We start from the raw sequence: 26,892 nt of genomic DNA on the forward strand, positions 1-26,892 counted from the left end.
GTTGCCCATATGTCCAGCCTGTATGACTTTGAAGCCCAGCCCATGAGCGGCCCCGCCGTGCCGCTGCGGCAGTTCGAGGGCAAGGTTTTGCTGATCGTCAACACGGCCAGTGCCTGCGGCTTCACGCCCCAGTTTGGCGGGCTGGAAGAGCTGCACAAGCAATATGGCGACAAGGGGCTGGTGGTGCTGGGTTTTCCGTGCAATCAGTTCGGCCACCAGGACCCGGGCAGCAACGACGAAATCGCCAGCTTTTGCCAGCTCAACTATGGCGTGAGTTTTCCGATGATGGCCAAGATCGACGTGAATGGCGCCAACGCCTCGCCCCTATACCAGTGGCTCACCGCAGAAGCCCCGGGCCTGCTGGGCAGCAAGGCCATCAAGTGGAACTTCACGAAATTCCTCGTGGGCAAGGACGGCCGCGTGATCCGCCGCTATGCCCCGCAAGATGCGCCAAAAAAACTGGCAGGCGACATCGAGGCTGCGCTGGCCGCCCCAGGCGCTTAACAAGCGGCAATCAGGCCGTGGCAGCGGGCGGACGCTGGTGGCGCGCGCGCTCCAGCATCTGACCGGCCTGGCGCGGGTCCATGCCGTACATGTCGGCAAAGGCCTCCAGCGTCTGGCCGCTGGCTTCGAAGGCACGCAGCAGGGCCTCGTCCTTGGCATTGCGGGCTGCCCATTCGGCAAAGGCTTCTTCCAGGATGGCGTTGGCCGCCTCATCGCGGCCGGTGACCAGCTCGGTATAGGCCTCGCGCGTCAGGCCCGAGGCCTCAAACGCCTGGATCATGCGCTTGCGCAGCTTGGGCAAAACGTCGTCGCCCGCACGGGCCTTGCGGCGGCGAAACACCTCCAGCAAGGCATGGTGCACATGCTCGGGCGCCATGTCTTCAACGGGCTGGCCCGCGAGGTCGTGGCGCTTTTCGCCGGCGGCCACGCTTTGCAGGTAACGGGTGGAACGGGTGTGGATACCCAGCGCCACCTTGAGCGCATCGCGTTCAAACAGCTCGGGATGGGCTTCCAGCAGGTCCTGAAAGATGCCGCGCTTGAGCGGCAAAAACACAGCGCCGAACAGATGGGGATAAAGCCCCGCCAACTGCTCCAGCGCCGGGTGGGTGCGCGGGGGCGTGCGCGATGGCGCTTGCGGGCCTGCAGGCGCCTGGCCCTCGCTGCGCGCGCGATCACGGCCGCTGTTGCGGCCACCGCGCCCACCCCGGGACGGGCGATCCCCGCGCGTGGAATCCGTGGCCATGGAGGCTGCGGCAGTGGCCGCCGGGGCGCTGTCGCCAGTCTCGGGCTGCTGCAACGCCTGCTGGGCGTTGGCAGCGGCTACCGGGGCGGCGGGCGCCACTGTGGGTTCTTGGTCTGGCACGTGGTCGGTCATGGCTAGCGGGTGGAGGGCAACAAAACCCTCGATCATGCCAGCCTTGGCAAAACGCTCCTCACGGCGCGCACCACAACCACCTGTTGGGGGCAGGGATGTTGCAGCGTGCTGCGTCACGAGTCACCCCGTCATTGCGCCCCACCAGAGCAAGGAATTCGGCATCGGAAAGGTGAACGCACCACGACCGCATGGTCCGCGCATACCGGCTCCCAGCCCAGGTAGCCACCTCTATCGGTTGTTGCTCCCGGCTGGCCCTCGCCGCGATTGCGACTGGTTGCTGCCGCCCACATGCGACTCGCGGTCACTGCGGCTTTCGGGGGTGCGCTTGCCCTGGTTGATCTGGGTGGGGTCCTGCTCGCCCAGTTTGTTGGTGTCGTTCTCGACCTTGCCCGTGTGGGGCGGTTGCTTGTCGCGCGGGTTCTGATGGATCGTCATGAAGATCTCCTGTGTGTGGCGCAAGGCCAAAGCTTCGCAGACCACACTGCAGACGGTACAGGAAGCGAGGCCCGGTGGCAAACCGGGGCGCCCCCCGGGATTGACGCCCGCTACGGCGCCCCATAAAGTGGACGTCGCGCTTCGTGTGTTCGATTTTTCTCCCCCAGGAGAAGCCCCATGACTTCACGGATACCCCACCAAAGCCTGTCGCTCGGCAGGCGCATCGGGCCCTCGCCGGGATGGCTCAAGAACGCCGCCAACGGCCCGCTCATCCTGCGGCGGGCGCCATGAACGCCCCCTCTGGCACGCGAACCGTCCTGTACGACACGCCGCAGTTGGTGGCCGTCATCGACGAGATGGCGCGGCAGGCCAACAGCCTGCTCCACGGAGCCCACCCGGTGGCCGTGATTGGTGTGCTGCGCCGAGGCGCGCCGCTGGCAGATCGCCTGACCGCGCGGATGGTGGAGCTGTATGGGCTGCCTCAGCCGTTGCGGCTGGATCTGCAGGTCAAGCGTTATGCAGACGACCTGACGCTGCTCCACCCGGAAACCCTGCTGACAGAGCAGGCGCAACACGCCGCGCTGGATTTGCGCGGCTCTACGGTGCTGGTGGTCGATGATGTCTTGTACACCGGCCATTCGCTGCTGAGGGTGGTGGAATATCTGGCGCGCAAGCAGCCAGCGGCCATCCGGGTGGCCTGCCTGGTGGACCGTGTCACCACCCGCCTGCCCGTGCACGCCGATGTGGTGGGCGCCCGGCTTGGCATCGCCCCGCCAGACATCATCGAGTGCCATGTGCCGCCGTATGAGCCCGATTTCCGGATAGAGCTGGTGCAGCCCGCTCGCCCGCAATGAACCCACCCGAGGCCGCCCCATGTTCAAAGACCGCGATGACGCTGCCCATCAGCTGGCCGACCGCCTGAAAGGCTATCGCGACCAGCACCCCTTGGTATTGGCCATTCCGCGCGGTGCTGTGCCCATCGGCAAGATCGTGGCCCGGCAGATCGGCGGCGATTTCGACGTGGTGCTGGTGCGCAAGCTGCGCGCCCCCTTTGAGCCAGAGGTGGCGATTGGCTCGGTGGCGGAAAGCGGCTGGACCTACATCGCCCCCTATGCTGCCGCGGTAGGCGCCGACCAGGACTACATCGCTGCAGAAAGGCAGAAGCAGCTGGCCACCATCCACTCGCGCCGCGTGCAATACACACCGATCCATGCACCGATCGATCCGCAAGGGCGCGTCGTCATCGCGGTGGACGATGGTCTGGCCACGGGGGCCACCATGATGGCTGCGCTGCACAGCCTGCGCCAGCGCCAACCCGGCAAGCTGGTCTGCGCCATCCCTGTCGCATCAACCGATGCCCTGCAGAAAATCCGGCCCATGGCGGACGAGGTGGTGTGCCTGCAGGCGCCGGAAGATTTTCAGGCGGTAGGCCAGTTTTACCGCCACTTCCCTCAGGTGGATGACGAGGAAGTGATCGCGCTACTGCGCGCCTGAGGGTGCCCCGCGCGTAGGCAAATGCTGCGCGAACCAGTCGGCCGCCAGGCGGGCCACGGTCTCCAGCGTTCCGGGCTCTTCAAACAGATGGGTGGCACCGGGAACGATGGTCAGGTGGGTGGGCCCGGGCATGTGCGCGGCGGCGCACCGGTTGAGGGCCAGCACCTCTTCGTCGCACGCGCCCACCAGCAGCAGGGTGGGGCACTGCACCCGCGCAAGATCACGGGCCGGGGCGAGATCCGGGCGCCCGCCGCGGGAGACCACGGCCCGTATGCCTGCGCCCTGCGAGGCAGCAGCACTCAAGGCCGCCGCAGCACCGGTGCTGGCACCGAAATACCCCATGGGCAGCAATGCCGTTGCGGGCTGGCGCCTGGCCCAATCGGTCACATCCAGCAGGCGTTGCGTGAGAAGCGGGATGTCGAACCGCGTGGCATAGACACGGTCTTCCTCTGGCGTGAGCAGATCGACCAGCAGGGTCGCCAGGCCGCGTTCTCGCAGCACCCGCGCCACATGGTTGTTGCGGGGGCTGTGGCGGCTGCTGCCGCTGCCGTGGGCAAACAGCACCAGACCCTGGCTGTCGGGCGGGCACTCCAGCGCGCCCTCGATAAGGCCAGCGTCCACCGGGATACGAACCAGTTGTTCCGTCGCAGCGTGCATGGGGTTTCACCTCTGCCGCCATTGTCTTCGCCTGCCACTCGGCCATGCCCCGAAACGCCCGGATCACCCATCCTGGCAACGCGGGAAAAGACCGGACAGGATTTCAAGGCGCGGCCAGCGCCTCGTCCAGTACTTCCACCCAGTGCCTCACGGGCGTGGCCGTGCCACTTTGCAGATGCGTGATGCAGCCGATGTTGGCCGAAAGAATGGCGTCGGGCGCCTGCTCGCCAAAGGCTTCGCCCAGCACACCGAGCTTGCGGTCGCGCAGCTGGTACGACAGGTCCGGGTTGAGCACCGAATAGGTGCCCGCCGAGCCACAGCACAGGTGGGATTCGTTGCGTGCCACGCGCAGCTTGAAGCCCAGCTGGTTCAGGTGCGTCTCTACCCCGCCGCGCAGTTGCTGGCCATGCTGCAGGGTGCAAGGCGGGTGGTAGGCAAACAGCACGTCGGGGGGCTGCACGCGGCCGGCCAGTTTTTGCGCCAGCTCGGGCAACAGCGCGGGCAGCAGCTCCGACAGGTCGCGGGTGAGGGCGCTGATGCGCTCGGCCTTGGTGGCGTAGTGCGGGTCGTCCTTGAGGATGTGGCCGTATTCCTTGACGGTGACGCCGCAGCCCGAGGCGTTCATGACAATGGATTCCACACCGCCCGCCTCCACCAGCGGCCACCAGGCGTCGATGTTGGCGCGCATCTCGGCCTTGCCGCCTTCCTGGTCGTTGAGGTGGAACTTGACGGCGCCGCAGCACCCGGCCTGGGGCGAAATCACGGTCTGGATGCCCGCTGCGTCCAGCACACGGGCCGTGGCGGTGTTGATGTTGGGCATCATGGCCGGCTGCACGCAACCGGCCAGCATGAGCACCTTGCGCGCATGCTCGCGGGTGGGCCAGGCCCCCGCCTGTTGCGGCGCAGGCACCTTGGCCCGCAGGGATTGGGGCAGCAGGCCGCGCACCGCCTGGCCCACCTTCATGGCGGGGGCAAAAAGGGGCGATGGCAGCCCCTCTTTCAGCGCCCAGCGCAGGGCCTTTTCGCCCAGGGGACGGGGCACTTTTTCGTCCACCAGCTTGCGCCCGATGTCGATCAGGTGGCCATACTGCACGCCGCTGGGGCAGGTGCTTTCGCAGTTGCGGCAGGTCAGGCACCGGTCCAGGTGCATCTGCGTCTTGCGCGTGGGGGGCTCGCCTTCGAGCACCTGCTTGATGAGGTAGATGCGGCCACGCGGGCCATCGAGCTCGTCGCCCAGCAGCTGGTAGGTGGGGCAGGTTGCCGTGCAGAAACCGCAGTGCACGCATTTGCGCACGATGGCTTCGGCCTCCAGGCCATCGGGGCGGGCGCGGTATTCAGGGGCGAGTTGGGTTTGCATGGGTGCAGCCTGGACAGGTCAACAGAAAAAATCAGGGGGCGGGGGGCAGCTGGGCGGGCGCGGCCTTGCGCAGCGGATGGCGCAGGCGCGCCCGGTCGGCCCACAGCGGGGGCAGCGACAGGGCCAGCAGCACCAGCGCCAGTGGCACCACAAAAACGAAACCCACATGCTTGAAGCCGGCCGCCCCGGCAATGCCGCCAATGAGGAACATCGCCACCAGCCCCGCAAACAGACGCAGCCGGGCATGGTTGGAGCGCACCTGGTTTTCCAGCGCGGTGCCGGTGCGGTTCCAGTAGAGCAACTTGCCCAGCTCGATGCCCAGGTCGGTCACCACGCCTGTCATGTGGGTGGTGCGGATCTGGGACGAAGACATCTTGGTCACCGTGGCGTTTTGCAGACCCATGATGAAAGACAGCAGAAGCACCGTCATGGGCACGGAAAAAGGCGTGCGCCAGTCCAGCGTGATGGCACCCACCAGGCCGAACACCAGCATGAGCAGGGCCACCACCACCAGCGGCAGTGCATAGCTGCTGTGCAACTTGCGCTGCAGCGCCCAGTTCACCATCACCGCCGTGGTGGCCGCGCCGCTGATGAAGGCCAGCAGGGCCCCCACGGCGCTGAGCACCAGCACCGTGTTGCCCAGCACGAGGTTGTCGGCCAGCATGGAAAGAAAGCCCGTCATGTGCGAGGTGTACAGGTTCACCACCAGAAAACCGCCCGCATTCACCGCCCCGGCATTGAAGGCCAGCAACAGGCCCAGCACGCGATTGCTGGTGCCCGTGCGGTGGTGGCCGGTGAGGTGACGCAGGCGCCGCATGTTCAGATCCCGGTTCAGCACCGGCGAGGCGCCGCGCGCCGCTGCGCCTTGCACGGGTAAAGCGCCCCGTGCCGGACGGCGATGGCAAGCACGCGCACGCTCCTTACCACTGCGGCGCCATGCGGCCGGGGTTGAAGATACCGGCCGGGTCGAAGCTGTGCTTGAGGCGCGCGTGGATCTGCTCCAATGCCGCAGATTTCAGATCCAATTGACCTCCAGCCCTTTCCCCACCTGCGCCGTCAGCTATGAATAGTGAAGCACTCCCACCCACTGCCCGGGCTGCTTCGCGCAGCACATCACCGTGCGCGAGCGGCGCCTGAACCCAGCGCAGGGCACCATGCCATTCGACCAGCGGCGACACGCCCCCCGGCAGAGCCAGCACGGGGGCTGTGGCGGGCAGCGACAGGCGCCACAGCGCCTGCCCGGGCCGCGCCAGGCGGGCAGCGAACCAGGGCAGCGTCTGCTCCCGGCAGGCCTGCCAGTCGGGTGCCGCTGTGGCGTTGTCGAGCCGCGTGCCGCCCATGCTTTTGCAGGCCGCATCCACCGCCGCCACGGCGCCACGCAGGCGCACATAGAGCTGGCCCACACCCGCGTCCTCCACCCAGCAACTGGCATTGAGCGGCAATGGCTGGCCACCCCAAGTGTGCAGCTTGCGCAGGGCATCGGCCTGGTTGCATTCGAAGCGCAGCGTGGCTTCGGCGGGAGCCACGGGCAACACCTTGAGGCTGACCTCGGTGAGCAGGCCCAGCGTGCCCCAGGCGCCCGCCATCAGGCGCGAAACATCGTAGCCCGCCACGTTTTTCATCACCTGGCCACCAAACGTGAGCAGCTCGCCGCGCCCGTTGATCAGCACCACACCCAGCAGGTAGTCGCGCACCGCACCCACGCTGGCGCGGGCGGGGCCGCTCAGCCCGGCCGCCACCATGCCCCCCACCGTGGCACCCGGGCCGAAATGGGGTGGCTCGAACGGCAGGCACTGGCCTTTTTCGGCCAGTACGGCCTCCAGATCGGACAGCTGCGTACCGGCGCGCGCCGTCACCACCAGTTCACTGGGCTCATAGCTCACGATGCCGTTGAGTGGGCGGGTGTCCAGCACCTCGCCGTGCAGCGCAAGGCCGTGAAAGTCCTTGGTGCCCCCGCCGCGGATGCGCAGGGGGGTTTGCGCGGCGGCAGCAGCGCGGACACGGTCAACAATCTGGCGAAGGGCGAATTCCATGGTCTGCATGGTAGCGGCACAGCGCCACGGCAGGCCGGGCGGGTCGCATGAATTTTTTGAACAGGGGCTGTGCAATCCACAGGAGCCCCGGCCGGCGCAGGCAGCGATGCCAACGCATCGCTCCATAAAAAAGGCCCGCCGAAATGGCGGGCCAAAACCTTGAAGAAACTCGTCTGTCTTGCACGGCGCTGCGGCGCCACCAGACACCGCAGCGCTGGGCGTTCAGCGGTTGTACGCCGTTTCGCCGTGCGAAGTGATGTCCAGACCTTCGCGCTCGGCTTCTTCTGGCACCCGCAGGCCCACTAGCAGATCGGCGATCTTGTAGGCGACGAAGGAGACCACGCCAGACCACACGATGGTGAGCAGCACGCTCTTGACCTGGATCCACAGCTGAGCGCCCATGGCGAAGGTGTCGGGGGTCAGACCGCCCGTGCCACCCAGGCTTTGCGAGGCAAACACCGCCGTCAGGATGGCACCGATGATGCCGCCCAGACCGTGCACGCCAAACACATCGAACGCATCGTCGGCACCCAGCATCTTCTTGAGGCCACCCACGCCCCACAGGCAGACCACGCCAGCGATCAGGCCCAGCACGATGGAACCCATGGGGCCCACGAAACCGGCAGCCGGTGTGACCGCCACCAGACCCGCCACGGCGCCCGAGGCAGCACCCAGCATCGAGGCCTTGCCCTTGTGCAGGGCTTCACCGGCCAGCCACGACAGCGTGGCAGCACCCGTGGCCAGAATCGTGTTGATGAAGGCCAGGCCAGCCACGCCGTTGGCAGCACCTGCCGAGCCGGCATTGAAGCCAAACCAGCCCACCCACAGCAGCGAGGCACCCACCATGGTCAGTGTCAGGCTGTGGGGCGTGAGCGCTTCTTTGCCGAAGCCGATGCGCTTGCCCACCATGTAGGCACCCACCAGGCCAGCGATACCGGCATTGATGTGCACCACGGTGCCACCAGCGAAGTCGAGCGCGCCGTCCTTGCCCAGCAGACCGCCGCCCCACACCATGTGGGCCATGGGGATGTAGCTGAAGGTGAACCACAGCACGGCAAAGATCAGCACGGCGGCGAACTTGATGCGCTCGGCAAACGATCCCACGATCAGCGCCACGGTGATGGCGGCAAAGGTGGACTGGAAGGCCACGAACACATATTCGGGAATGGTTGGCAGCAGGCCCGACAGCGTGTCTGGCGCGATGCCCTTGAGGAAGATCTTGTCAAACCCTCCGAAGAACTGGCCCTCGCCGGCGAACGTCAGGCTGTAGCCATAAACGGCCCACAGCACGGTGATCAGCGCAAAGATCACGAACACCTGCACCAGCACCGACAGCATGTTCTTGGAACGGGCCAGGCCGCCGTAGAACAGTGCCAGGCCCGGAATGACCATCAGGATCACAAGCATGGTGGACGTCAGCATCCAGGCGGTGTCACCCGAGTCGAGCTTGGGCGCGGGTGCCGTGGGGGCCGCTTCGGCGGCTGCAACCGGTTCGGCTGCGGGCGCTGGGGCCTCGGCGACAGGTGCAGCCACAGGGGCTGGCGCAGCGGCATCGGCCACCGGGGCGGCGATGGTGGTGTCGGCCGGGGCGGGTGCCTGGGCCAAGGACAGGGTTCCTGCGGACAGCAGACTCAGTCCCAGAATGAAGGAGGCAAGCAGTTTTTTCATGGCATGTACTCTCTGTGGGATGCAGCGGGCTTGGGGCCGTGCTTAAAGGGCTTCCTTGCCGGTTTCGCCGGTGCGAATGCGCACCACCTGCTCCAGGTGGCTGACGAAAATCTTGCCGTCGCCGATCTTGCCGGTGCGTGCAGCGCCCTCAATGGCTTCGATCACGCGGTCGACCAGCTCATCGTCCACGGCGGCCTCGATCTTCACCTTGGGCAGAAAGTCGACCACATACTCCGCGCCGCGGTACAGCTCGGTATGGCCCTTTTGGCGGCCGAAGCCCTTGACCTCGGTGACCGTGATGCCCTGCACCCCGATGTCAGAGAGGGCTTCGCGCACTTCGTCGAGCTTGAAGGGTTTGATGATGGCTGTCACCATTTTCATTTTGAGTTCCTCCGATTGAGGGCACCGACAGGGCGCCCTCCGTTGATTACAGGGTTTTGGTGAGCGTGGCGATCACGCGGGCTTTGTTGACGGGGCCAAAAAAGTCTTTCTTGTTGGCGCCCACGATGGCAGCGCCCAGCGTGAGGCCATCGCCAAAGTCATAGACACCACCGACGCTGTAATCCATGTAGTTGGGCACGCCTGCATCCTTGATGTCGCTGGAAAAGCGGGTGAAGCCCACCGATGCCTTCAGCGTGACCTTGGGCATCACTTCCTGTGCCACGGCGAAGCTCAGGTAGCCGGTGTTGCGGCCCTTGAGACCGGAGCCGGACTTGGCGCCCGCCCAGCCGAAATAGTCCTTGGACACCGTGTGCGCATACTTGGCCGTGAGCGGGCCAAAAGTGGCGGCGCCATAGAGCTCGGTGGTGTTGCCGCTGGTGTTGCCGGGATACAGATAGGCCAGCGCGCCCACATCCAGGTCCGCTCCGCCGGCCTTGAACTTGTAGCCGCCGTAGACATCGGATTCCAGCGAGTTGCCAGACAGCCAGTTCACGCTGGAGTTCCAGTTGCCGACATACCAGCCAGAGTCGCCAAAGGCATAGTCAAAGCCACCTTGCACTGCGGGCTTGAAGGCACTGACCTTGCCGGTGTCCTGGTCCTGGCCCCGGAACTTGTAGTTGCTGGTCAGGCTGACATTGCCCGTGAGCTGGGCACTGGCCAGCATGGGCAGGGCGGCAAGAAAGGCGACGCTCAAGAACTTGATGGATGCGCGGGTCATGGTTCCTCCGGTAGGTCTAAAGTGGGTACACACCGGTTAAGCACGGTCCGTGCCATGTCGCAAAACACCACGACGGCACGCCCTGCGCCCGTGGTCTGCATTCGCCCTTACATTGGTGGTGGCGCCGCGCCATCGCACCCGAGTGGTGCGCAGCACGGCAGCCAGACAACAACCATCCACCCACCGCACCTATCTGGGGAGAAAACCGCTCATGAGTCTTGCTTTGGTGCAAAGCCGCGCGCTTCTGGGGCTGCAGGCGCCCTCGGTCACCGTCGAGGTGCATCTGGCCAACGGGCTCCCCAGCTTCACCCTGGTCGGTCTGGCCGATGTGGAGGTGAAGGAGGCGCGCGAGCGCGTGCGCTCGGCGCTGCAGAACGCGGGGCTGGAGTTTCCGCACAACAAGCGCATCACCGTGAACCTGGCGCCGGCCGATCTGCCCAAGGACTCGGGGCGCTTTGACCTGCCCATCGCCCTGGGCATCCTGGCCGCCAGCGGACAGATCGACGCCAGCCGTCTGGCCGGTCATGAATTCGCTGGCGAGCTGTCGTTGTCCGGCCAATTGCGCCCCGTGCGCGGCGCCCTGGCCACCAGCCTGGCGCTGCGGGCCCACCAGGTGGCGGTGCGGCTGGTGCTGCCACCGGGCAGCGCCGAAGAAGCCGCCCTGGTACCCGATGCGCAGGTTTACCGCGCGCGCCACCTGCTGGATGTGGTGCGGCATTTTTTACCGGCAGGCGCCCAGGAGTCCATCGACGACAGCGCTGCCACTGACGACGGCTGGTGCCTGCTGCAGCCCGCACCGCTGGCCACGCAAGCGGTCTATGCCGACCTTTCGGATGTCAAGGGCCAGGTGGTTGCCAAACGCGCACTTGAAATCGCGGCCGCCGGCGGGCACAGCCTATTGATGATGGGGCCGCCGGGCTCGGGCAAGTCCATGCTGGCCCAGCGCTTTGCCGGGCTGCTGCCAGCCATGACCATGGAAGAGGCCCTGGAAAGCGCGGCAGTGGCCAGCCTGGCAGGCCGCTTTAGCGCCGCGCAGTGGGCGCAGCGGCCCACCAGCCAGCCCCACCACACCGCATCGGCCGTGGCGCTGGTGGGCGGGGGCTCGCCGCCGCAGCCCGGAGAAATATCACTGGCCCACCACGGGGTGCTGTTTCTGGACGAATTGCCAGAGTTTCCCCGTGCCGCGCTGGAAGCCCTGCGCGAGCCGCTGGAGACCGGGCGCATCACCATTGCGCGCGCCGCGCGGCGTGCGGAGTTTCCGGCGTGTTTTCAGATGGTGGCCGCCATGAACCCCTGCCCCTGTGGCTTTTTGGGGTCGGCGCAGCGCGCCTGCCGTTGCACGCCCGACCAGGTGGCGCGTTACCAGGGCAAGCTCAGCGGGCCGCTGCTCGATCGCATCGATCTGCATGTGGAGGTGCCTGCCTTGCCAGCCAACGACCTGCTGGACGCGCCAGCGGGCGAGGCCAGCGCCGCCGTGCGCGAGCGCGTGGCCCGCGCCCGCCAGGCGGCCATGGCACGCCAGGGCAAGTCCAACCAGGCGCTGCAGGGCCAGGAGATCGACACCCACACCGCCCTGGAGCCCGCTGCCACGCAGTTTCTGCAAACCGCCGCAGCCCGCCTGGGCTGGTCGGCCCGCAGCACGCACCGCACCCTGAAGGTGGCGCGCACCATTGCCGACCTGGCGGGCGCCACCAGCACGCAGGTGGCCCATGTGGCCGAGGCCGTGCAATACCGGCGCGTGCTGCGCAGCCCGGGCGCATGAAACACCCGGCCGCCGCGCACGGCCCCGGGCCTGGCCCGTACACACCGCAAAAACCGCAGGGCGGTGCTATATGTTTAATAGCTGTCTGCGCTTTACTATAAAGGGCTAGAGGCCAATTTCACTCATATTTCCCGAGAACCCCGAAAATTCGGTCGCTACACCCCGAGGTACTGGCGCCGCACAGCCAGGTCGGCCACCAGCGCCGCCATGGTGCTGTGGTGGCGGATCTGGCCTTTTTCCAGCACATAGGCGCGGTCGGCCACCGCCTCGGCAAAGTAGAGGTTTTGTTCAGACAGCAGCACGCTCACGCCCTGGGCCTTGAGTTGCAAAATGGTGCGGGCCATCTGCTCGACGATCAGCGGGGCCACGCCTTCGGACGGCTCATCGAGCAGCACCAGCAGCGGCTGGCCCATGAGGGTGCGCGCCACCGTAAGCATCTGCTGCTCGCCGCCACTCATGCGGCCGCCGGGCCGGTGGGGCATTTCGCCCAGATTGGGAAACAGCGCAAACAGGCGCTCGGGTGTCCAGTGCGGCGCGGCGCTGCCGTCGGGCCAGTGGCGCGCGCCCTGGCACCCCACTTCCAGGTTTTCAAGCACGCTCAGGTCGGTGAAGATTCGCCGCTCTTCGGGCACATAGCCCAGCCCCATGCGCGCCACCTGGTAGGGCGCGCTGCGCGCAATGTCGCGCCCCAAAAATCGCAACCGGCCTCCCTGCTGAATCTCGCGGCGCACCTCCAGGCCCACGATGGCCTTGAGCGTGGTGGACTTGCCGGCACCGTTGCGGCCCATCAACGCCACGACCTCGCCGCGCCCCACCTGCACATCCACGCCAAACAGCACCTGCGCTGCGCCATACCAGGCGGCCAGCCCCTGCACCTGCAGCAAAGGGGCCGACAAGGCGGACTGGGGCGTTGCGGTTGGCACAACCACGGATGCGCGGGCCGTCACGGCGCGCTCCCGCCCGTGGGCACATGACCGAACATGCTGCCGCTGCCCAGATACACCTGCTGCACCTGGGCGTTGTCGCGAATGGCCTGCGGCGTGCCCTCGGCCAGCAGGCGCCCGCGCGCCAGCACCATAACGCGGTCGGCATGGGCAAACACCACATCCATGCTGTGCTCGGTGAACAGCACGCCCATCGCCCGCTCGCGCGCCAGTTGCTGCGTGAGCGCCATCAGCGCCAGGCGCTCCGCCGGGGCCATGCCGGCCGTGGGCTCATCCATCAGCAACAACCGGGGCGCGTGGGACAGCGCCATGGCCAGCTCCACCCGCTTCACGTCGCCATAGGCCAGCGCACTGCAGGGGCGCAGCGCCTGCGCCGCCATGCCCACCTGATCGAGCAGCGCCAGCGCATCGGCGCGCCGGTGGTTCTGCGCGCGCGGCCAGAACGAAAACAGGCGCCGGTCCGCCGACAGCAGGGCCATCTGCACGTTTTCCACCACGGTGAGCGAGGCAAAGGTTTCGGCGATCTGAAAGGTGCGCCCTACGCCCTGCTGCCAGATGGCGCGCGGCGGCAGGCCGGCAATGTCCACCCCGGCCAGCTCGATGGTGCCCGCATCGGGCCGCAGCTGGCCGCCCACCATGTTGAAGGTGGTGGACTTGCCCGCGCCGTTGGGCCCGATCAGCGCCAGCATCTCGCCGGGCGCCAGCGCAAAATCCACGCCATCGACCGCCAGCACACCGCCAAAGGCCTTGCGCAGGCCAGTCACCTGCAGCAGTGGTGGCGCTGCGCTCATGGTGCGCTCCTGCGGGCCTGCCAGCGCAGGGCCAGAAGCCGTGCAAACCCTGCCAGCCCCTGCGGAAACAGCAGCACCAGCGCCAGCATGGTGCCACCCAGCACGGCGCGCCAGTAATCGGTGTTGCGGGCCACGGTGTCGTGCAGCCAGGTAAAGGTGACCGCGCCCACCCAGGGGCCCGCCAGATTCTGCACGCCGCCCAGCAGCACCATCACCAGCCCATCCACCGACTTGCCCACCGAAAGCCCTTCGGGCGAAATGCTGCCCTTGGAAAACACATACAGCGCCCCGGCCAGGCCCGCAAAAACGCCCGCCACCACAAACGCCGCCCACTGCAGGCGGCGCCCGTCCATGCCGATGGCATCGGCCCGCAGGGCCGAGTCGCGCACCGCGCGCAGCGCATAGCCAAACGGCGCCAGCAACACCCGCCGCAGCAGCAGCACGCCGGCCGCCACCAGGGCCAGGGTCAGCAGGTAATAGGCCTGCTGGCTGGCCAGCCACGGCGCGGGCCACACGCCGGCAATGCCGTTGCTGCCGCCGGTAACGGCGTCCCACTGGTAGCACAGCGCCCAGGTGATCTGCGCAAACGCCAGCGTGAGCATGGTGAGGTACACGCCCGACAGCCGCACACAGAACCAGCCATACACGAGCGCAGCCACGCCCGCGGCCAGCGGTGCCAGAAGCAGGGCCACTTCCATGCGCACCCCGGCCGACTGCACCAGCAGAGCCGCCGCATAGGCCCCCAGCCCGAAATAGGCGGCATGGCCAAACGAGTGCATGCCCGCCGGCCCCATGAGGAAATGCAGGCTGGAGGCAAAGAGCACCGCCACCAGCAAATCCACCAGCAGCACCGGCGCATAGGGCCAGGCCCCCGCCAACAGTGGCACCAGCGCCAGCGCGGCAAGAACGGCCCAGCCCAACCATTGCACCCCCCGGCTGGCGGGATGCAGCGGCGCCTCAGCCACGCCGGCCGCGTGCACCTGGGGCTGCGGCTGCCCCAGCAGCCCCCAGGGGCGCCACACCAGCACCACAGCCATGACCAGAAACTCCACCACCAGCGTCATCTTGGACAACGACAGGCTGATGCCCCCCACCTCCACCATCCCGGCCCACACGCACACCGCCTTGAGCTCGGCAATCAGCAGCGCCGCCACAAACGCGCCGGGAATCGAGCCCATGCCGCCCACCACCACCACGACGAAGGCCGCGCCAATGGTGTTCAGATCCATGTCGAGTTGGGCGGGCTCGCGCGGCAGCTGCAGCGCGCCGGCCAGGCCCGCCAGCAAGGCGCCCAGCGCAAACACGCCGGTGAACAGCCAGGCCTGGTTGACGCCCAGGGCGCCCACCATGCCGCGGTCTTGCGTGGCCGCGCGCACCAGCGTGCCCCAGCGCGTGCGGTGCAGGCCCAGCCACAGCAGGCCCAGCACCAGCGGGCCCACCGCCATCAAAAACAGGTCATAGGTCGGGAACTGCCGGCCCAGAATTTCGACCGCCCCCTCCAGCCCCGGCGCACGCGGCCCGAAAAGCTCTTCGGGGCCCCAAGCCCACAGCACGGCATCCTTGATCACGAGCACCAGCGCGAAAGTGGCCAGCAGCTGAAAAAGCTCGGGCGCGCGATAGATGCGCCGCAGCAGCACCACCTCCACCAGCGCCCCCAGTGCCGCCGTGGCCAGCGGTGCCAGCAGCAGCGCCGGCCAGAAACCGATGGCGGCGCCCAGGTGCTCCACCAGCGAATACGCCACGTAGATGCCCAGCATGAAAAACGAGCCGTGGGCGAAGTTGACGATGCGCATGACCCCGAAGATCAGCGACAGCCCCGCCGACACCAGAAACAGCGACGACGCCGAAGCCAGCCCGTTGAGCAACTGGACAAGCAGACCGGAAAAACTCATGCGCAATTCACCGGGCGATGCGGCAGCGGGGCGGGGCCAATGTCAATCGGCTGCGCGCAATTTCCGCACCTCCTCGGCCGGCGGCTGAAAGCGCGCACCGTCGAGGTAGCGGAAGTCCGACATCGCGCCCACGCCGTTTTGCAGGCGCGTGCGGCCCACAAACGCGCCCATGGTCGACTGGTGGTCTTCGGGGCGGTAGCGAATGGGGCCAAACGGCGATGTCACCTCCAGCCCCTTGAAGGCGGCGATCAGCTTTTCGGTGTCGCTGCCACCGGCCTTGCGCAGGCCTGCGGCCAGCGAGTGAATGGCCGTGTAGCCCACCACCGATCCCAGCCGGGGATGGTCGTTGAAGCGCTCTTTGTAGGCCTTCAGAAACGCCTGGTGCTCGGTGGTCTGGATGCCATACCAGGGGTAGCCAGTGACGATCCAGCCCACCGGCGCCTCGCCCTTGAGCGGGTCCAGGTACTCGGGCTCACCCGTCAGCAGGCTTACCACCTCGCGCCCCTTGAACAGGCCGCGGGTGTTGCCCTCGCGCACCAGGCGCGCCAGATCGGCGGCGAACAGCACGTTGAAGATGGCATCGGGCCGCGCATCGGCCAGGGCCTGCACTACGCTGCCGGCATCCACCTTGCCCAGGGGCGGCGCCTGCTCGGCCACAAACTCCACGTCGGGCTGGGCGGCCTTGAGCAGCTTCTTGAACGTGGCCGCTGCCGACTGGCCGTATTCGTAGTTGGGGTAAACGATGGCCCAGCGCTTTTTCTTCAGGGCCGCAGCCTCGGGCACGAGCATGGCCACCTGCATGTAGGTGGAGGCGCGCAGGCGGAAGGTGTAGCGGTTGCCGTTTTCCCAGACGATCTTGTCGGTCAGCGGCTCGGCTGCAAGAAAGAAAACCTTTTTCTGCTTGGCGAAGTCGGTCAGGGCCAGCCCCACATGCGACAGAAAGCTGCCCATGAGCACATCCACCTTCTCGCGCGCCAGCAACTCGTCGGCGGCCCGCACGGCATCGCCGGGGTTGCCGTTGTCGTCGCGCACCACCAGTTCGAGCTTGCGCCCCTGAATGCCGCCCGCGCTGTTGACCTCTGCCACGGCCAGCTCCATCCCCTTTTTGTAAGGGCCCAGGAAGGCAGGCTGCGCCTTGTAGCTGTTGATCTCACCGATCTTGATCGCGCCCTGGGCATGCACCGCGCCAGCGGCCCATGCCAGCCCGGCTACAAAAAGGGCCCGACGGGCCAGGGAGAAGCTTCGCATTCATGTTCCTTTGTCCGACATCACAGAGGTCGAAACCGCAAAATGTACCGCCCATCGCATTTGCCGGACAATGTGCGGGTTTGCCCGGCAGTCCGGGGTGCCCGCCAGGCTTCGCCCCGCCAGCACCGCCGCCGCCCTGAGAGGCTGAGCCCGCCCCCTGTTGGGGCCTTGTTTTTTTATTCCCGCCAAGAAACCATGAGTGCATTTCTCGAAGAACGCGTGCTGACCGTTCACCACTGGACCGACCGGCTTTTCAGCTTCACCACCACCCGCGACCCGGCGCTGCGCTTTTCCAACGGGCACTTCACCATGATCGGCCTGAAGGTGAACGACAAGCCGCTGCTGCGCGCCTACAGCATTGTCAGCGCCAACTACGAAGAGCACCTGGAGTTCCTGTCCATCAAGGTGCCCGATGGCCCGCTGACCTCGCGCCTGCAGCACATCCAGGTGGGTGACACCATCATCGTCGGCAAGAAGCCCACCGGCACCCTGCTGATCGACTACCTGCTGCCGGCCAAGCGCCTGTACATGCTGTCCACCGGCACGGGCCTGGCGCCGTTCATGAGCGTGATCCGCGACCCCGAGACCTACGAGAAATTCGAGGAAGTGATCCTGGTGCACGGTGTGCGCGAGGTGAAAGAGCTGGCTTACCACGACTACATCACCCAGGAGCTGCCCCAGCACGAGTTCCTGGGCGAGCTGGTGAGCAAGCAGCTCAAGTACTACCCCACGGTCACGCGCGAACCCTTCCGCAACCAGGGCCGCATCAACGACCTGATCGAAAACGGCAAGCTGTTCACCGACCTGGGCATCCCGGCACTGAACCCGCTGGAAGACCGCGTGATGCTCTGCGGCAGCCCCGAAATGCTGGCCTCGCTCAAGACGCTGCTGGAGCAGCGCGATTTCGAAGAAGGCAACACCACCAAGCCCGGTGACTTTGTCATCGAGCGCGCATTCGTCGAGAAATAAGACCACCGGCGCCACGATAATCCGCGCATGTCTGCGCCCCGCGTTTCCCACCCAGCGCCTCCCCGGACCAAGGAAGACCGCCATTTCGTCACTGCCCTGGCACGCGGCCTGGACGTTCTGGCGTGCTTCCGCTCGGGCGACAAGGTGCTGGGCAACCAGGAGATCGCGCAGCGCTGCAAGCTGCCCAAGTCCACCGTCTCGCGCCTGACCTACACGCTCACACGGCAGGGGTACCTGATCCACATCGAAGAAATTGGCAAGTACCGCCTGGGCACGGCCACGCTCTCGCTGGGCAGCACCATGCTGGTACGGCTGGACGTACGCCAGATCGCCCGCCCGCTGATGCAGGAGCTGGCCGACTTCGCCACGGCCGAAGTCTCGCTGGGCACACGCGACCGGTTCTCGATGATCTATGTGGAAAACTGCCGCAGCTCGGCCCTGCTCACGCTGAGCCTGGACGTGGGCTCGCGCATCGCGCTGGCCACCTCAGCCATCGGGCGCGCCTGGCTCGCAGCCATCACCGAAGACGAGCGCCGCCCCCTGCTGGAGCAGCTGCGCGCCCGCGACGAACAGGCCTGGCCCGAAGTGCAGGCCGGCGTTGACAAGGCGCTGCAGGACTACCGCAGCCTGGGCGTGGCCTGCTCGTTTGGCGACTGGCAGAAGAACGTGAACGCCATCGCCCGCGCCTTCCAGCCCGGCGGCGGCCTGCCGCCGATGGTGATCAACTGTGGCGGCCCCTCATTCACTGTCTCGCCGGAATTTTTGCTGGGCGAAGTGCGCCCCCGGCTGGTCGAGATGGTGTCGCGCATCGAGGCGGCGCTGAACCGCTGAAACCACGAAAATCCCCGCATTCACACCCCGCCCAAAGCCATGAACGCTCTTCACCCGCTAATTCGCCGCTCCGCCATGCGCTGGGCCCTGACCATGGCCCTGGGTGCAGTGACCGCCCTGCCTGCAGGCGCTGCCCCGTCTGCCGAACGCCTGGGCCTGGACACCGCCCGCACAGAGGCCGAGGCGGGCCGCGCCCTGCTGGTGGACATCCGCGAGCCGCACGAACATGCCACCGGCGTCGCGCGCGGGGCCAAGCTTCTGCCCATGCGCGAGATCGGCGCCCGCCTGGCCGAGATTCCCAAGGACGCCGCCCAGCCCGTGCTGCTGATCTGCAACACGCAGAACCGCTCGCGGGCCGTCTGGCAGGCGCTGCGCGAGCGCGGCTACACCAACGTGCGCTATGTCGAGGGCGGCATGTCGGAATGGGCGCGGCGCGGGCTGCCGCTGGTCAAGCCAGCGGCACGCTGAGCGCCTTGCAAGCTATTGTTTTCATAGCTACTGGCGCTTGCCAGTAAAGCGCCAGAGCCCGATTTCATTCAAACCCTCTAGAACCACGCGTCCTGCATCGCCAGCGTGCTGTCGTCCAGGCTGCGCAGCAGCGCGTGTTGGGGCGCGGTGCGAGGGAGCTCCCAGTGAAAGAACCAGCGGCAGGCCTGCAGCTTGCCGCGGTAGAAGTCTGCGTCCTGCGGCGTGGCGGCCTGCGCCAGCGCGCCGTCGGCCACCACGGCCTGGCGCAGCCAGGTCCAGGCCAGCACGGTGTGGCCGAAGGCTTCGAGGAACACGCTGGCGTTGGCCAGCGCACGGTCGCCATCGCTGCGCAGCAGCGGCGTGAGCACGGCCAGCGTGGCCAGCACCTCGCCCCAGGCCGCCTGCAGCGCCTCGGCATGGGGGGCCAGCGCGGGTCGGGCGCGGGCCTGTTCCACGGTGGCCTGCAGTGTGCGGCCGAACAGCGCGATGGCGGCGCCCTGCTGCATCACCGCCTTGCGGCCCAGCAGGTCGAGTGCCTGGATGCCGTGCGTGCCCTCGTGGATCATGTTCAGGCGGTTGTCGCGCCAGAACTGCTCCACGGGGTACTCGCGCGTGTAGCCGTAGCCGCCGTGGATCTGGATGGCCAGGCTGTTGGCCTCCAGGCACCACTGCGCGGGCCAGGATTTGACAATGGGCGTAAGCAGGTCCAGCAGCAGGCCCGCCTCGGCGCGTGCGGCCTCGCTGGTGCCGGTGCGCTGCTCGTCCACCAGGCGCGCGGCGTACAGGCCCAGCGCAAACGCGCCCTCCACATAGGCCTTCTGCGCCAGCAGCATGCGGCGCACGTCGGCGTGCGCCACCAGCGGCACCTGCGGCTGCAGCGGGTCCTTGGCAGCGGGCGGGCGGCCCTGCAGGCGCTCGCGCGCGTACTGCAGCGAGGCCAGATAGCCGCGGTAGCCGTACATCACCGCGCCCATGCCCACGCCGATGCGCGCCTCGTTCATCATGTGGAACATGCAGGCCAGGCCCTGGTGCGGCTGGCCCACGAGTTCACCCTCGCAGTCGTCCTGGTCACCAAACGACAGCAGGGTGGACGTGGTGCCACGCCAGCCGGCCTTGTGGATCAGGCCCGCTAGCGTCACGTCGTTGCGCGGCCCCAGGCTGCTATCGGCGTTGACGCGGAACTTGGGCACGGTGAACAGCGAAATGCCCTTGACCCCGGGCGGCGCGCCCGGGATGCGCGCCAGCACCAGGTGCACGATGTTCTCGCGCAGCTCGTGGTCGCCGCCCGAGATGAAGATCTTGCTGCCCTTGATGCGGTAGGTGCCATCGGGCTGCGGCGTGGCGCTGGTGGTCAGGTCCGACAGGCTGGAGCCGGCCTGCGGCTCGGTCAGCGCCATAGTGCCGAAGAAACGGCCCGAAAGCAGCGCCGCCAGGTATTTGGCCTTCTGCGCCTCGCTGCCGAAGCGCTCGATCACATTGGCATTGCCCAGCGTCAGGCCCACGTACGAGGTGGTGGCGCCGTTGGCGCTCTTGAACAGCGCCGAGCAGGCCTGTGCCACCACCACGGGAAGCTGCATGCCGCCCTGCTCGTAATCCTTGGTGGGCGCCAGCAGGCCGGCGGCGCAGAAGGCGTCGAGCGCCTCGCGCACCTCGGGAATCATGCGCACGCGGCCGTTCTCGAAGGTCGGCTCGTGCTCGTCCGAGGCGCGGTTGTGCGGCGCAAATTTTTCTTCAGCGATGGTGTGCGCCGTGTCCAGCGCGGCGGTGAAGGTCTCGCGGCTGTGGTCGGCATGGCGCGGGCGCTGCGCCAGCGCCTCGGCCTGCAGCACTTCGAACAGCTGGAAGTCGAGGTCGCGGCGGTTGATGAGCAGGGATTCGGGCAAGGGGCCTCCGGTGTTCTGCATTGCAGAATTTAAGGGAAAGACGGCGCCACCACTGCGGCCAGCGGAGGGGCGCGAAACCCCGCCATCGTAGGCACGACCCGGGCAACCAGCAACGGCGCAGAGTTTCGCAGGTGACAGACAGCACGGCGGGTGGCCGATAGCATGGACCGGGCGTTGATTCTGCAATGCAGAACCATCGGTTGTCACTGGCCCCTCCACTTCCGGACTCCCCATGAGCACCACCCCCACTTCCACCTCCTACGCAGTGCACGGCCCCGTGGCCGTGGTGACGCTGAACAACCCGCCCGTCAACGGCCTGGGCCACGCCTTGCGCAGCGGCATCGTCGCCGCGCTCGACCAGGCGCTGGCCGACCCGCAGGTGCAGGCCATCGTGCTCACGGGCAGCGCGCGCGCCTTCTCCGGCGGCGCCGATGTGCGCGAGTTCGGCACGCCCAAGGCCGGCCAGGAGCCCACGCTACCCAGCGTGATCCGCGCGCTCGACGGTTCCACCAAGCCGGTGGTGGCCGCCATCGCCGGCGTGTGCCTGGGCGGCGGGCTGGAACTGGCGCTGGGCTGCCACTACCGCGTGGCCCTGCCCGACGCCTCGCTCGGCCTGCCCGAGGTGAAGCTGGGCCTGCTGCCCGGCGCGGGCGGCACGCAGCGCCTGCCGCGGCTGATCGGCCTGGAGCCGGCGCTGAACATGATCGTCTCGGGCCAGCCCGTGCCCGCCAATGCCTTCGCGGGCACGCCGCTGGTACATGCGCTGATCGAGGGCGACCTGGTCGAAGGCGCGGTGGCCTTCGCCGCCCAGGTGGCGGCGCGGGGCGAACCGCTGCCGCGCGCCCGCGACCTGAAGGTCAAGCAGCCCAACGCCGACGCCTTCCTGCAGTTCGCGCGCAACACCGTGGCCGCTGCCAGCAAGCCCTTCCCGGCGCCGCTGCAGTGCGTGGAGGCCGTGGCGGCCTCGCTCAAGCCTTTCGACGAGGGTCTGCAGACCGAGCGCACGCTGTTCCAGGCGCTGATGCAGACGCCCGAGTCGCGCGCGCTGCGCCATGTATTCCAGGCCGAGCGCGCGGCCGCCAAGGTGCCGGGCCTGCCCGAGGGCACGGTACTCCGCCCCATCGCCCGCGTGGGCGTGATTGGCGCCGGCACCATGGGCGGCGGCATCACCATGAACTTCCTCAACGCCGGCATCCCCGTGGTGCTGCTGGAGATGAAGCAGGAAGCGCTGGACCGGGGCCTGGCCACCATCCGCAAGAACTACGAGAACTCCATGAAGAAGGGCAAGCTCAAGCCCGAGCAGGTGGAGCAGCGCATGGGCCTGATCACTCCCACGCTGGAATACGCCGCGCTGAAGGACGCGGACCTCATCGTTGAAGCCGTGTTCGAAGAAATGGGCGTGAAGGAGGCCGTGTTCCGCCAGCTCGACGCCGTGGCCAAGCCCGGCGCCATCCTGGCGTCCAACACCTCGTACCTGGACATCGACCGCATCGCCACCTTCACGCAGCGCCCGCAGGACGTGATCGGCCTGCACTTCTTCAGCCCGGCCAACGTGATGCGCCTGCTGGAGATTGTGCGCGGCGCCCAGACTGCGCCCGACGTGCTGGCCACCAGCCTGCAGCTCGCCAAGCAGATCAAGAAGGTGGCCGTGGTCTCAGGCGTGTGCGACGGTTTCATCGGCAACCGCATGCTGGCACGCTACGGTGCCGCCGCCCAGGGCCTGATCAACGCGGGCGCCCTGCCCCAGCAGATTGACGGCGCGCTGCAGAAGTTCGGCCTGGCCATGGGCCCGTTCCGCATGGGCGACCTCGCGGGCCTCGATATCGGCTGGGCCGCGCGCAAGCGCAAGGCCGCCGAGGCCGGGGTGGAGATGAAGCCCATCGTGGCCGACAAGCTCTGCGAGGCCGGACGCTTCGGCCAGAAAACGGGCGCGGGCTGGTACCGCTACGAGGCCGGCAACCGCACGCCCCTGCCCGACAGCGTGACCGAGCAGCTCATCGCCGACTACCGTGCCGCCCACGGCATCACGCCGCGCAAGATCGGCGACGAGGAAATCGTCGAGCGCTGCATCTTCGCACTGGTGAACGAAGGCGCGCGCATTCTCGAAGAAGGCATCGCCGCGCGCGCCTCGGACATCGACTTGGTTTACCTCAACGGCTACGGCTTCCCGCTGCACCGGGGCGGCCCCATGCTCTACGCCGACACCGTGGGCCTGCCGCAGGTGGTGCGCAGCCTGCGCCGCTTCGCCGCCGAGCCGGGTGCCGACGCCTCCTGGCAACCCGCGCCGCTGCTCGTGCGACTGGCCGAAGAAGGCCGGAGCTTCAACTAATTCCATTTCTAAACCATCCGTGTCGTTGTTGCTCCGCCTTGCCGTGCTCAAGCACTGTCTGCGGCTTCGCGCCTAGACACGAATGATTTGGAAAAGGAATAACACCACCACAGGACAAGCACACCATGACAGAAGCAGTGATCGTTTCCACCGCCCGCACCGGCCTGGCCAAGAGCTGGAAGGGCGCCTTCAACATGACCTACGGCCCCACGCTGGGCGGCCATGCCGTGCAGCACGCCGTGGCGCGCGCGGGCATCGACCCCGCCGAGGTCGAAGACGTCATCATGGGCGGCACCTTCGGCGAGGGCACCACCGGCGGCAACGTGGCGCGCCAGATCGCGCTGCGCGCCGGCCTACCCATCACCACCGCGGGCATGACCGTGAACCGGTTCTGCTCCTCGGGCCTGCAGACCATCGCGCTGGCCGCGCAGCGCATCATCGCGGGCGAGGGCCAGGTATATGTGGCGGGCGGCGTGGAGAGCATCTCGTGCGTACAGAACGAGGCCAACACCCACATGCGGCGCGACCCCTGGCTGGTCGAGCACAAGCCCGAGATCTACTGGAACATGCTGCAGACCGCCGAACAGGTGGCCCAGCGCTACGGCATTGGCAAGCAGGCGCAGGACGAATACGGCGTGCGCAGCCAGCTGCGCGCTGCTGCCGCGCAGGCCGCAGGGCTCTTCAAAGACGAGATCGCCCCCATGAAGACCACCATGGGCGTGGTGGACAAGGCCACGGGCCGCATCACCATGAAAGAGGTGACGATCAATTCCGACGAGGGCATCCGCCCCGACACCACCCTGGAGGCCGTGCAGAAGATCCGCGCCGCCCTGCCCGGCGGCGTGGTCACCGCCGGCAACGCGAGCCAGTTCTCGGACGGTGCCTCGGCCTGCGTGCTGATGGACCGCCAGCTCGCCGAACGACGCGGCCTGCAGCCCCTGGGCATCTTCCGGGGTTTTGCCGTGGCGGGCTGCGAGCCCGACGAGATGGGCATCGGCCCGGTGTTCGCCGTGCCCAAGCTGCTGGCCAAGGCCGGCCTGAAGGCCGATGACATCGGCCTGTGGGAACTGAACGAAGCCTTCGCCGTGCAGGTGCTGTACTGCCGCGACAAGCTGGGCATCCCGGACGAACGACTCAACGTCAACGGCGGCGCCATCGCCGTGGGCCACCCTTATGGCGTGTCGGGCTCGCGCCTGACGGGCCACGCCCTGATCGAGGGCAAGCGCCGGGGCGTGAAGTACGTGGTGGTCACCATGTGCATCGGCGGCGGCCAGGGCGCGGCCGGTCTTTTCGAAGTGTGCTGAAACAACGGCCCCATCGCGGGCCATGAACAACCAAGGAGCAACAGCCATGAGTGTGAAACAACTTTTTGATCTGACCGGGCAGGTCGCCCTCGTCACCGGAGGCTCGCGCGGCCTGGGCCTGCAGATGGCCGAGGCGCTGGGCGAGATGGGCGCCAAACTCGCCATCACGGCGCGCAAGGCCGATGAACTGGCGCAGGCCAAGGCGCACCTCGAAGGCCTGGGCTACGAGGTCGAAACCGTGGTCAATGACCTGTCGAAGTTCGACCAGATTCCCGCCATGGTGGACCAGGTGCTGGCGCGCTTTGGCACCATCGACATCCTGGTGAACAACGCCGGAGCCACCTGGGGCGCCAACGCCGAGGACTACCCCGACGCCGCCTGGAACAAGGTGATGGACCTGAACGTGAACGCGCCCTTCTTCCTCTCGCGCGAGGTGGGCAAGCGCGTGATGATTCCCAAGGGCCGGGGCAACATCATCATCACGGCCTCGGTGGCCGCCATCAAGGGCACGCCGCCCGGCATGAACACCATCGCCTACAACACTTCCAAGGCCGCCGCGCTGCACTTCGCGCGCACGCTGGCGTCCGAGTGGGGCCACTACGGCATTCGCGTCAACGCCATCTGCCCGGGCTTCTTCCCGAGCAAGCTGGCCAATGGCCTGATCGAAAAGCTCGGCCCTGCCATGGTCGAGCGCACACCGCTGCGCCGCATCGGCGGCGACGAGGACCTCAAGGGCGCCGTGGTTTTTCTGGCCTCCGACGCTTCACGCCACATCACCGGCCAGGGCATCGTGGTCGATGGCGGCGCGAGCCTGATATGACAACCTGAGGCGCTGCGCGCCTTCCCGCTTCTCTCGCTGCGGGGCGGCCCTTGTTCGTCTGCCATGGCGTGGGCAGCGCCCATCCCATCGGCCTCGGTATTTTTTCAAAGGATTGACTCATGGACTTCTCTTACTCCCCCAAGGTCGTGGACCTGCAAAAGCGCCTGACGGCCTTCATGGAAGAGCATATTTACCCGGCAGAGGCCGTGTACCACCACGAGGTGGCCGAGAACCGCAAGGCCGGCAACCCCTGGCAGCCCACCAAGGTGATGGAACAGCTCAAGGCCCAGGCCAAGGCGGCCGGCCTGTGGAACCTGTTTCTGCCCGAGTCGAAATACGGCGCGGGCCTGACCAACCTCGAATACGCTCCGCTGTGCGAAATCATGGGCCGCTCGCATGTGGCGCCCGAGGCCTTCAACTGCTCGGCACCCGACACCGGCAACATGGAGACCCTGGTGCGCTACGCCACCCAGGAGCAGCAGCAGCGCTGGCTGCTGCCCCTGCTCGACGGCACCATCCGCTCGGCCTTCGCCATGACCGAGCCCGCCGTGGCCTCGTCGGACGCGACCAACATCGAGGCGCGCGTCGAGCGCGACGGTGACGAGTACGTGATCAACGGCCGCAAGTGGTGGACCTCGGGCGCGCCCGACCCGCGCTGCGAGATCCTGATTTTCATGGGCAAGACCGACCCCGACCACGCCAGCCGCCACAGCCAGCAATCGATGATCCTCGTGCCCATGAAGACCCCGGGCGTGACCATGGAGCGCGCCCTGCCCGTGTTCGGCTACGACCACGCCCCGCACGGCCACGGCGAGGTGAGCTTTGACAACGTGCGCGTGCCGGTGGGCAACGTGCTGCTGGGCGAGGGCCGGGGCTTTGAGATCGCCCAGGGGCGCCTGGGCCCCGGGCGCATCCACCACTGCATGCGCCTGATCGGTGTGGCCGAGCGCGCGCTCGAACTCATGTGCAAACGGGCGCTCAGCCGCGTGGCCTTTCACCGCCCCGTGGCCGACCAGGGCGTGACGCGCGAGCGCATCGCCAACGCGCGCATCCTGATCGACCAGGCGCGCTTCTTGGTGCTCAACGCTGCCTACATGATGGACACCGTGGGCAACAAGGTGGCCAAGAAGGAAATCGCCATGATCAAGGTGGCCGCGCCCAGCATGGCCTGCCAGGTGATCGACTGGGCCATGCAGGTGCATGGCGGCGCGGGCGTGAGCGACGACTTCCCGCTCGCCGCCGCCTACGCCAGCGCGCGCACGCTGCGTTTTGCCGACGGCCCCGACGAGGTGCACCGCAACCAGATCGGCAAGATGGAACTGGCCCGGTACCTGAAGTAACCCCCCCTGAGTCGCTTCGCGCCTTCCCCCCAGGGGGACGACGCCCGTGGCCGGGCCAGGCCCGTTCCACGGCGTCCGCTGGCATGGCCTGCTCCGCGGCCTTCTGACCCGTGGCGCGGCGCCAGTGCCA

25 protein-coding genes are annotated in these 26,892 nt (G+C 67.4%); 11 read left to right on the forward strand and 14 right to left on the reverse strand.

The genetic code is table 11. From position 1 onward, the window contains the following. Positions 1–9 precede the first annotated feature (9 nt). Positions 10–504, forward strand: a complete 495-nt coding sequence (locus B7Y64_RS00420) for a glutathione peroxidase (protein ID WP_111865905.1) — start codon at positions 10–12, stop codon at positions 502–504. A gap of 10 nt (positions 505–514) precedes the next feature. Here B7Y64_RS00420 and B7Y64_RS00425 read toward each other — a convergent pair whose 3' ends face one another. Both B7Y64_RS00425 and B7Y64_RS00430 read right to left on the reverse strand, forming a co-directional pair. Next, positions 515–1,414, reverse strand: coding sequence for a ProQ/FINO family protein (locus B7Y64_RS00425; protein WP_291328127.1), 900 nt, complete (start codon positions 1,412–1,414; stop codon positions 515–517). Positions 1,415–1,606: 192 nt separating this feature from the next. Continuing rightward, positions 1,607–1,813, reverse strand: coding sequence for a hypothetical protein (locus tag B7Y64_RS00430; protein WP_024813685.1), 207 nt, complete (start codon positions 1,811–1,813; stop codon positions 1,607–1,609). A gap of 287 nt (positions 1,814–2,100) precedes the next feature. On the opposite strand from B7Y64_RS00430, the gene B7Y64_RS00435 reads away from it, so the two are divergent. Both B7Y64_RS00435 and B7Y64_RS00440 read left to right on the forward strand, forming a co-directional pair. Further along, complete coding sequence (locus B7Y64_RS00435) at positions 2,101–2,667, forward strand: phosphoribosyltransferase domain-containing protein (protein WP_291325048.1); 567 nt, start codon at positions 2,101–2,103, stop codon at positions 2,665–2,667. A gap of 19 nt (positions 2,668–2,686) precedes the next feature. Then, complete coding sequence (locus B7Y64_RS00440) at positions 2,687–3,307, forward strand: phosphoribosyltransferase family protein (RefSeq protein WP_291325050.1); 621 nt, start codon at positions 2,687–2,689, stop codon at positions 3,305–3,307. On the opposite strand, the gene B7Y64_RS00445 is transcribed toward B7Y64_RS00440, so the two are convergent. From B7Y64_RS00445 to B7Y64_RS00475, 7 genes are all read right to left on the reverse strand, one after another. Further along, a complete protein-coding gene (locus B7Y64_RS00445) occupies positions 3,293–3,964 on the reverse strand; it encodes an alpha/beta family hydrolase (RefSeq protein WP_291325052.1) in 672 nt (223 codons plus the stop codon). The two genes, B7Y64_RS00440 and B7Y64_RS00445, sit on opposite strands and share 15 nt — an antisense overlap. A gap of 103 nt (positions 3,965–4,067) precedes the next feature. Further along, the gene (glcF, locus tag B7Y64_RS00450; RefSeq protein WP_291325054.1) at positions 4,068–5,321 is read right to left on the reverse strand and encodes a glycolate oxidase subunit GlcF; all 1,254 of its coding nucleotides are present in this window, start codon (positions 5,319–5,321) and stop codon (positions 4,068–4,070) included. A 31-nt stretch (positions 5,322–5,352) separates the two neighbouring features. Then, entirely contained in the window at positions 5,353–6,138 is a 786-nt protein-coding gene (locus tag B7Y64_RS00455; RefSeq protein WP_111866040.1) for a YoaK family protein, read from the reverse strand. Positions 6,139–6,241: 103 nt separating this feature from the next. Next, a complete protein-coding gene (gene glcE, locus B7Y64_RS00460; protein WP_291325056.1) occupies positions 6,242–7,363 on the reverse strand; it encodes a glycolate oxidase subunit GlcE in 1,122 nt (373 codons plus the stop codon). A 213-nt stretch (positions 7,364–7,576) separates the two neighbouring features. After that, entirely contained in the window at positions 7,577–9,022 is a 1,446-nt protein-coding gene (amt, locus tag B7Y64_RS00465; protein ID WP_111865913.1) for an ammonium transporter, read from the reverse strand. A gap of 42 nt (positions 9,023–9,064) precedes the next feature. Then, positions 9,065–9,403: a P-II family nitrogen regulator gene (gene glnK, locus B7Y64_RS00470; RefSeq protein WP_024813664.1), complete on the reverse strand. Its 339-nt coding sequence runs from the start codon at positions 9,401–9,403 to the stop codon at positions 9,065–9,067. Positions 9,404–9,449: 46 nt separating this feature from the next. Continuing rightward, positions 9,450–10,181 (reverse strand): TorF family putative porin, encoded by a 732-nt coding sequence (locus tag B7Y64_RS00475; protein ID WP_291325058.1) that lies wholly within the window; start codon positions 10,179–10,181, stop codon positions 9,450–9,452. A 211-nt stretch (positions 10,182–10,392) separates the two neighbouring features. Between B7Y64_RS00475 and B7Y64_RS00480 the strand changes: the two genes are divergently transcribed. Next, positions 10,393–11,943 carry a YifB family Mg chelatase-like AAA ATPase gene (locus B7Y64_RS00480; RefSeq protein ID WP_291325060.1) on the forward strand — a complete coding sequence of 517 codons (1,551 nt, stop codon included), beginning with the start codon at positions 10,393–10,395 and terminating at the stop codon, positions 11,941–11,943. A gap of 155 nt (positions 11,944–12,098) precedes the next feature. Here B7Y64_RS00480 and B7Y64_RS00485 read toward each other — a convergent pair whose 3' ends face one another. The 4 genes from B7Y64_RS00485 to B7Y64_RS00500 are packed head-to-tail and all read right to left on the reverse strand — an operon-like array spanning position 12,099 to position 16,818. Next, positions 12,099–12,839 carry an ABC transporter ATP-binding protein gene (locus tag B7Y64_RS00485; RefSeq protein WP_291325064.1) on the reverse strand — a complete coding sequence of 247 codons (741 nt, stop codon included), beginning with the start codon at positions 12,837–12,839 and terminating at the stop codon, positions 12,099–12,101. 47 nt (positions 12,840–12,886) lie between these two features. After that, entirely contained in the window at positions 12,887–13,678 is a 792-nt protein-coding gene (locus B7Y64_RS00490) for an ABC transporter ATP-binding protein (protein WP_035240878.1), read from the reverse strand. After that, a complete protein-coding gene (locus B7Y64_RS00495) occupies positions 13,675–15,570 on the reverse strand; it encodes an ABC transporter permease (protein WP_291328128.1) in 1,896 nt (631 codons plus the stop codon). Before B7Y64_RS00495 ends, B7Y64_RS00490 begins: the two co-directional genes overlap by 4 nt. A 42-nt stretch (positions 15,571–15,612) precedes the next feature. Next, the gene (locus B7Y64_RS00500; protein ID WP_291328129.1) at positions 15,613–16,818 is read right to left on the reverse strand and encodes an ABC transporter substrate-binding protein; all 1,206 of its coding nucleotides are present in this window, start codon (positions 16,816–16,818) and stop codon (positions 15,613–15,615) included. 195 nt (positions 16,819–17,013) lie between these two features. Between B7Y64_RS00500 and B7Y64_RS00505 the strand changes: the two genes are divergently transcribed. From B7Y64_RS00505 to B7Y64_RS00515, 3 genes are read left to right on the forward strand one after another with little or no spacing between them, the layout of a single operon-like run. After that, entirely contained in the window at positions 17,014–17,787 is a 774-nt protein-coding gene (locus tag B7Y64_RS00505) for a ferredoxin--NADP reductase (RefSeq protein ID WP_024813657.1), read from the forward strand. Positions 17,788–17,814: 27 nt separating this feature from the next. After that, entirely contained in the window at positions 17,815–18,618 is an 804-nt protein-coding gene (locus tag B7Y64_RS00510; protein ID WP_111865922.1) for an IclR family transcriptional regulator, read from the forward strand. A gap of 39 nt (positions 18,619–18,657) precedes the next feature. After that, positions 18,658–19,086, forward strand: coding sequence for a rhodanese-like domain-containing protein (locus tag B7Y64_RS00515; protein ID WP_291327054.1), 429 nt, complete (start codon positions 18,658–18,660; stop codon positions 19,084–19,086). A 77-nt stretch (positions 19,087–19,163) separates the two neighbouring features. Here B7Y64_RS00515 and B7Y64_RS00520 read toward each other — a convergent pair whose 3' ends face one another. Next, positions 19,164–20,990 carry an acyl-CoA dehydrogenase gene (locus B7Y64_RS00520; RefSeq protein WP_291327055.1) on the reverse strand — a complete coding sequence of 609 codons (1,827 nt, stop codon included), beginning with the start codon at positions 20,988–20,990 and terminating at the stop codon, positions 19,164–19,166. Positions 20,991–21,201: 211 nt separating this feature from the next. Between B7Y64_RS00520 and B7Y64_RS00525 the strand changes: the two genes are divergently transcribed. The 4 genes from B7Y64_RS00525 (at position 21,202) to B7Y64_RS00540 (ending at position 26,762) form a co-directional block, all read left to right on the forward strand. Continuing rightward, positions 21,202–23,298: a 3-hydroxyacyl-CoA dehydrogenase NAD-binding domain-containing protein gene (locus B7Y64_RS00525; protein ID WP_291328131.1), complete on the forward strand. Its 2,097-nt coding sequence runs from the start codon at positions 21,202–21,204 to the stop codon at positions 23,296–23,298. A gap of 125 nt (positions 23,299–23,423) precedes the next feature. Then, entirely contained in the window at positions 23,424–24,602 is a 1,179-nt protein-coding gene (locus B7Y64_RS00530; protein WP_291328133.1) for an acetyl-CoA C-acyltransferase, read from the forward strand. 46 nt (positions 24,603–24,648) lie between these two features. After that, positions 24,649–25,422 (forward strand): SDR family oxidoreductase, encoded by a 774-nt coding sequence (locus tag B7Y64_RS00535; RefSeq protein ID WP_024813651.1) that lies wholly within the window; start codon positions 24,649–24,651, stop codon positions 25,420–25,422. Between the two features lie 119 nt (positions 25,423–25,541). After that, a complete protein-coding gene (locus tag B7Y64_RS00540) occupies positions 25,542–26,762 on the forward strand; it encodes an acyl-CoA dehydrogenase family protein (RefSeq protein WP_114654639.1) in 1,221 nt (406 codons plus the stop codon). The last annotated feature ends 130 nt before the right edge of the window (positions 26,763–26,892 follow it).

Origin of the sequence: Acidovorax sp. 35-64-16 (genome assembly GCF_002281195.1) — a bacterium.
Taxonomy (GTDB): domain Bacteria; phylum Pseudomonadota; class Gammaproteobacteria; order Burkholderiales; family Burkholderiaceae_C; genus Acidovorax; species Acidovorax defluvii.

Bases quoted from the DNA above. Each gene is read 5' to 3' on its own strand.
- B7Y64_RS00420 (WP_111865905.1), top strand. From the start codon at position 10: ATGTCCAGCCTGTATGACTTTGAAGCCCAGCCCATGAGCGGCCCCGCC.
- B7Y64_RS00425 (WP_291328127.1), bottom strand. From the start codon at position 1,414: ATGATCGAGGGTTTTGTTGCCCTCCACCCGCTAGCCATGACCGACCAC.
- B7Y64_RS00430 (WP_024813685.1), bottom strand. From the start codon at position 1,813: ATGACGATCCATCAGAACCCGCGCGACAAGCAACCGCCCCACACGGGC.
- B7Y64_RS00435 (WP_291325048.1), top strand. From the start codon at position 2,101: ATGAACGCCCCCTCTGGCACGCGAACCGTCCTGTACGACACGCCGCAG.
- B7Y64_RS00440 (WP_291325050.1), top strand. From the start codon at position 2,687: ATGTTCAAAGACCGCGATGACGCTGCCCATCAGCTGGCCGACCGCCTG.
- B7Y64_RS00445 (WP_291325052.1), bottom strand. From the start codon at position 3,964: ATGCACGCTGCGACGGAACAACTGGTTCGTATCCCGGTGGACGCTGGC.
- glcF (WP_291325054.1), bottom strand. From the start codon at position 5,321: ATGCAAACCCAACTCGCCCCTGAATACCGCGCCCGCCCCGATGGCCTG.
- B7Y64_RS00455 (WP_111866040.1), bottom strand. From the start codon at position 6,138: ATGCGGCGCCTGCGTCACCTCACCGGCCACCACCGCACGGGCACCAGC.
- glcE (WP_291325056.1), bottom strand. From the start codon at position 7,363: ATGCAGACCATGGAATTCGCCCTTCGCCAGATTGTTGACCGTGTCCGC.
- amt (WP_111865913.1), bottom strand. From the start codon at position 9,022: ATGAAAAAACTGCTTGCCTCCTTCATTCTGGGACTGAGTCTGCTGTCC.
- glnK (WP_024813664.1), bottom strand. From the start codon at position 9,403: ATGAAAATGGTGACAGCCATCATCAAACCCTTCAAGCTCGACGAAGTG.
- B7Y64_RS00475 (WP_291325058.1), bottom strand. From the start codon at position 10,181: ATGACCCGCGCATCCATCAAGTTCTTGAGCGTCGCCTTTCTTGCCGCC.
- B7Y64_RS00480 (WP_291325060.1), top strand. From the start codon at position 10,393: ATGAGTCTTGCTTTGGTGCAAAGCCGCGCGCTTCTGGGGCTGCAGGCG.
- B7Y64_RS00490 (WP_035240878.1), bottom strand. From the start codon at position 13,678: ATGAGCGCAGCGCCACCACTGCTGCAGGTGACTGGCCTGCGCAAGGCC.
- B7Y64_RS00495 (WP_291328128.1), bottom strand. From the start codon at position 15,570: ATGAGTTTTTCCGGTCTGCTTGTCCAGTTGCTCAACGGGCTGGCTTCG.
- B7Y64_RS00500 (WP_291328129.1), bottom strand. From the start codon at position 16,818: ATGCGAAGCTTCTCCCTGGCCCGTCGGGCCCTTTTTGTAGCCGGGCTG.
- B7Y64_RS00505 (WP_024813657.1), top strand. From the start codon at position 17,014: ATGAGTGCATTTCTCGAAGAACGCGTGCTGACCGTTCACCACTGGACC.
- B7Y64_RS00510 (WP_111865922.1), top strand. From the start codon at position 17,815: ATGTCTGCGCCCCGCGTTTCCCACCCAGCGCCTCCCCGGACCAAGGAA.
- B7Y64_RS00515 (WP_291327054.1), top strand. From the start codon at position 18,658: ATGAACGCTCTTCACCCGCTAATTCGCCGCTCCGCCATGCGCTGGGCC.
- B7Y64_RS00520 (WP_291327055.1), bottom strand. From the start codon at position 20,990: ATGCAGAACACCGGAGGCCCCTTGCCCGAATCCCTGCTCATCAACCGC.
- B7Y64_RS00525 (WP_291328131.1), top strand. From the start codon at position 21,202: ATGAGCACCACCCCCACTTCCACCTCCTACGCAGTGCACGGCCCCGTG.
- B7Y64_RS00530 (WP_291328133.1), top strand. From the start codon at position 23,424: ATGACAGAAGCAGTGATCGTTTCCACCGCCCGCACCGGCCTGGCCAAG.
- B7Y64_RS00535 (WP_024813651.1), top strand. From the start codon at position 24,649: ATGAGTGTGAAACAACTTTTTGATCTGACCGGGCAGGTCGCCCTCGTC.
- B7Y64_RS00540 (WP_114654639.1), top strand. From the start codon at position 25,542: ATGGACTTCTCTTACTCCCCCAAGGTCGTGGACCTGCAAAAGCGCCTG.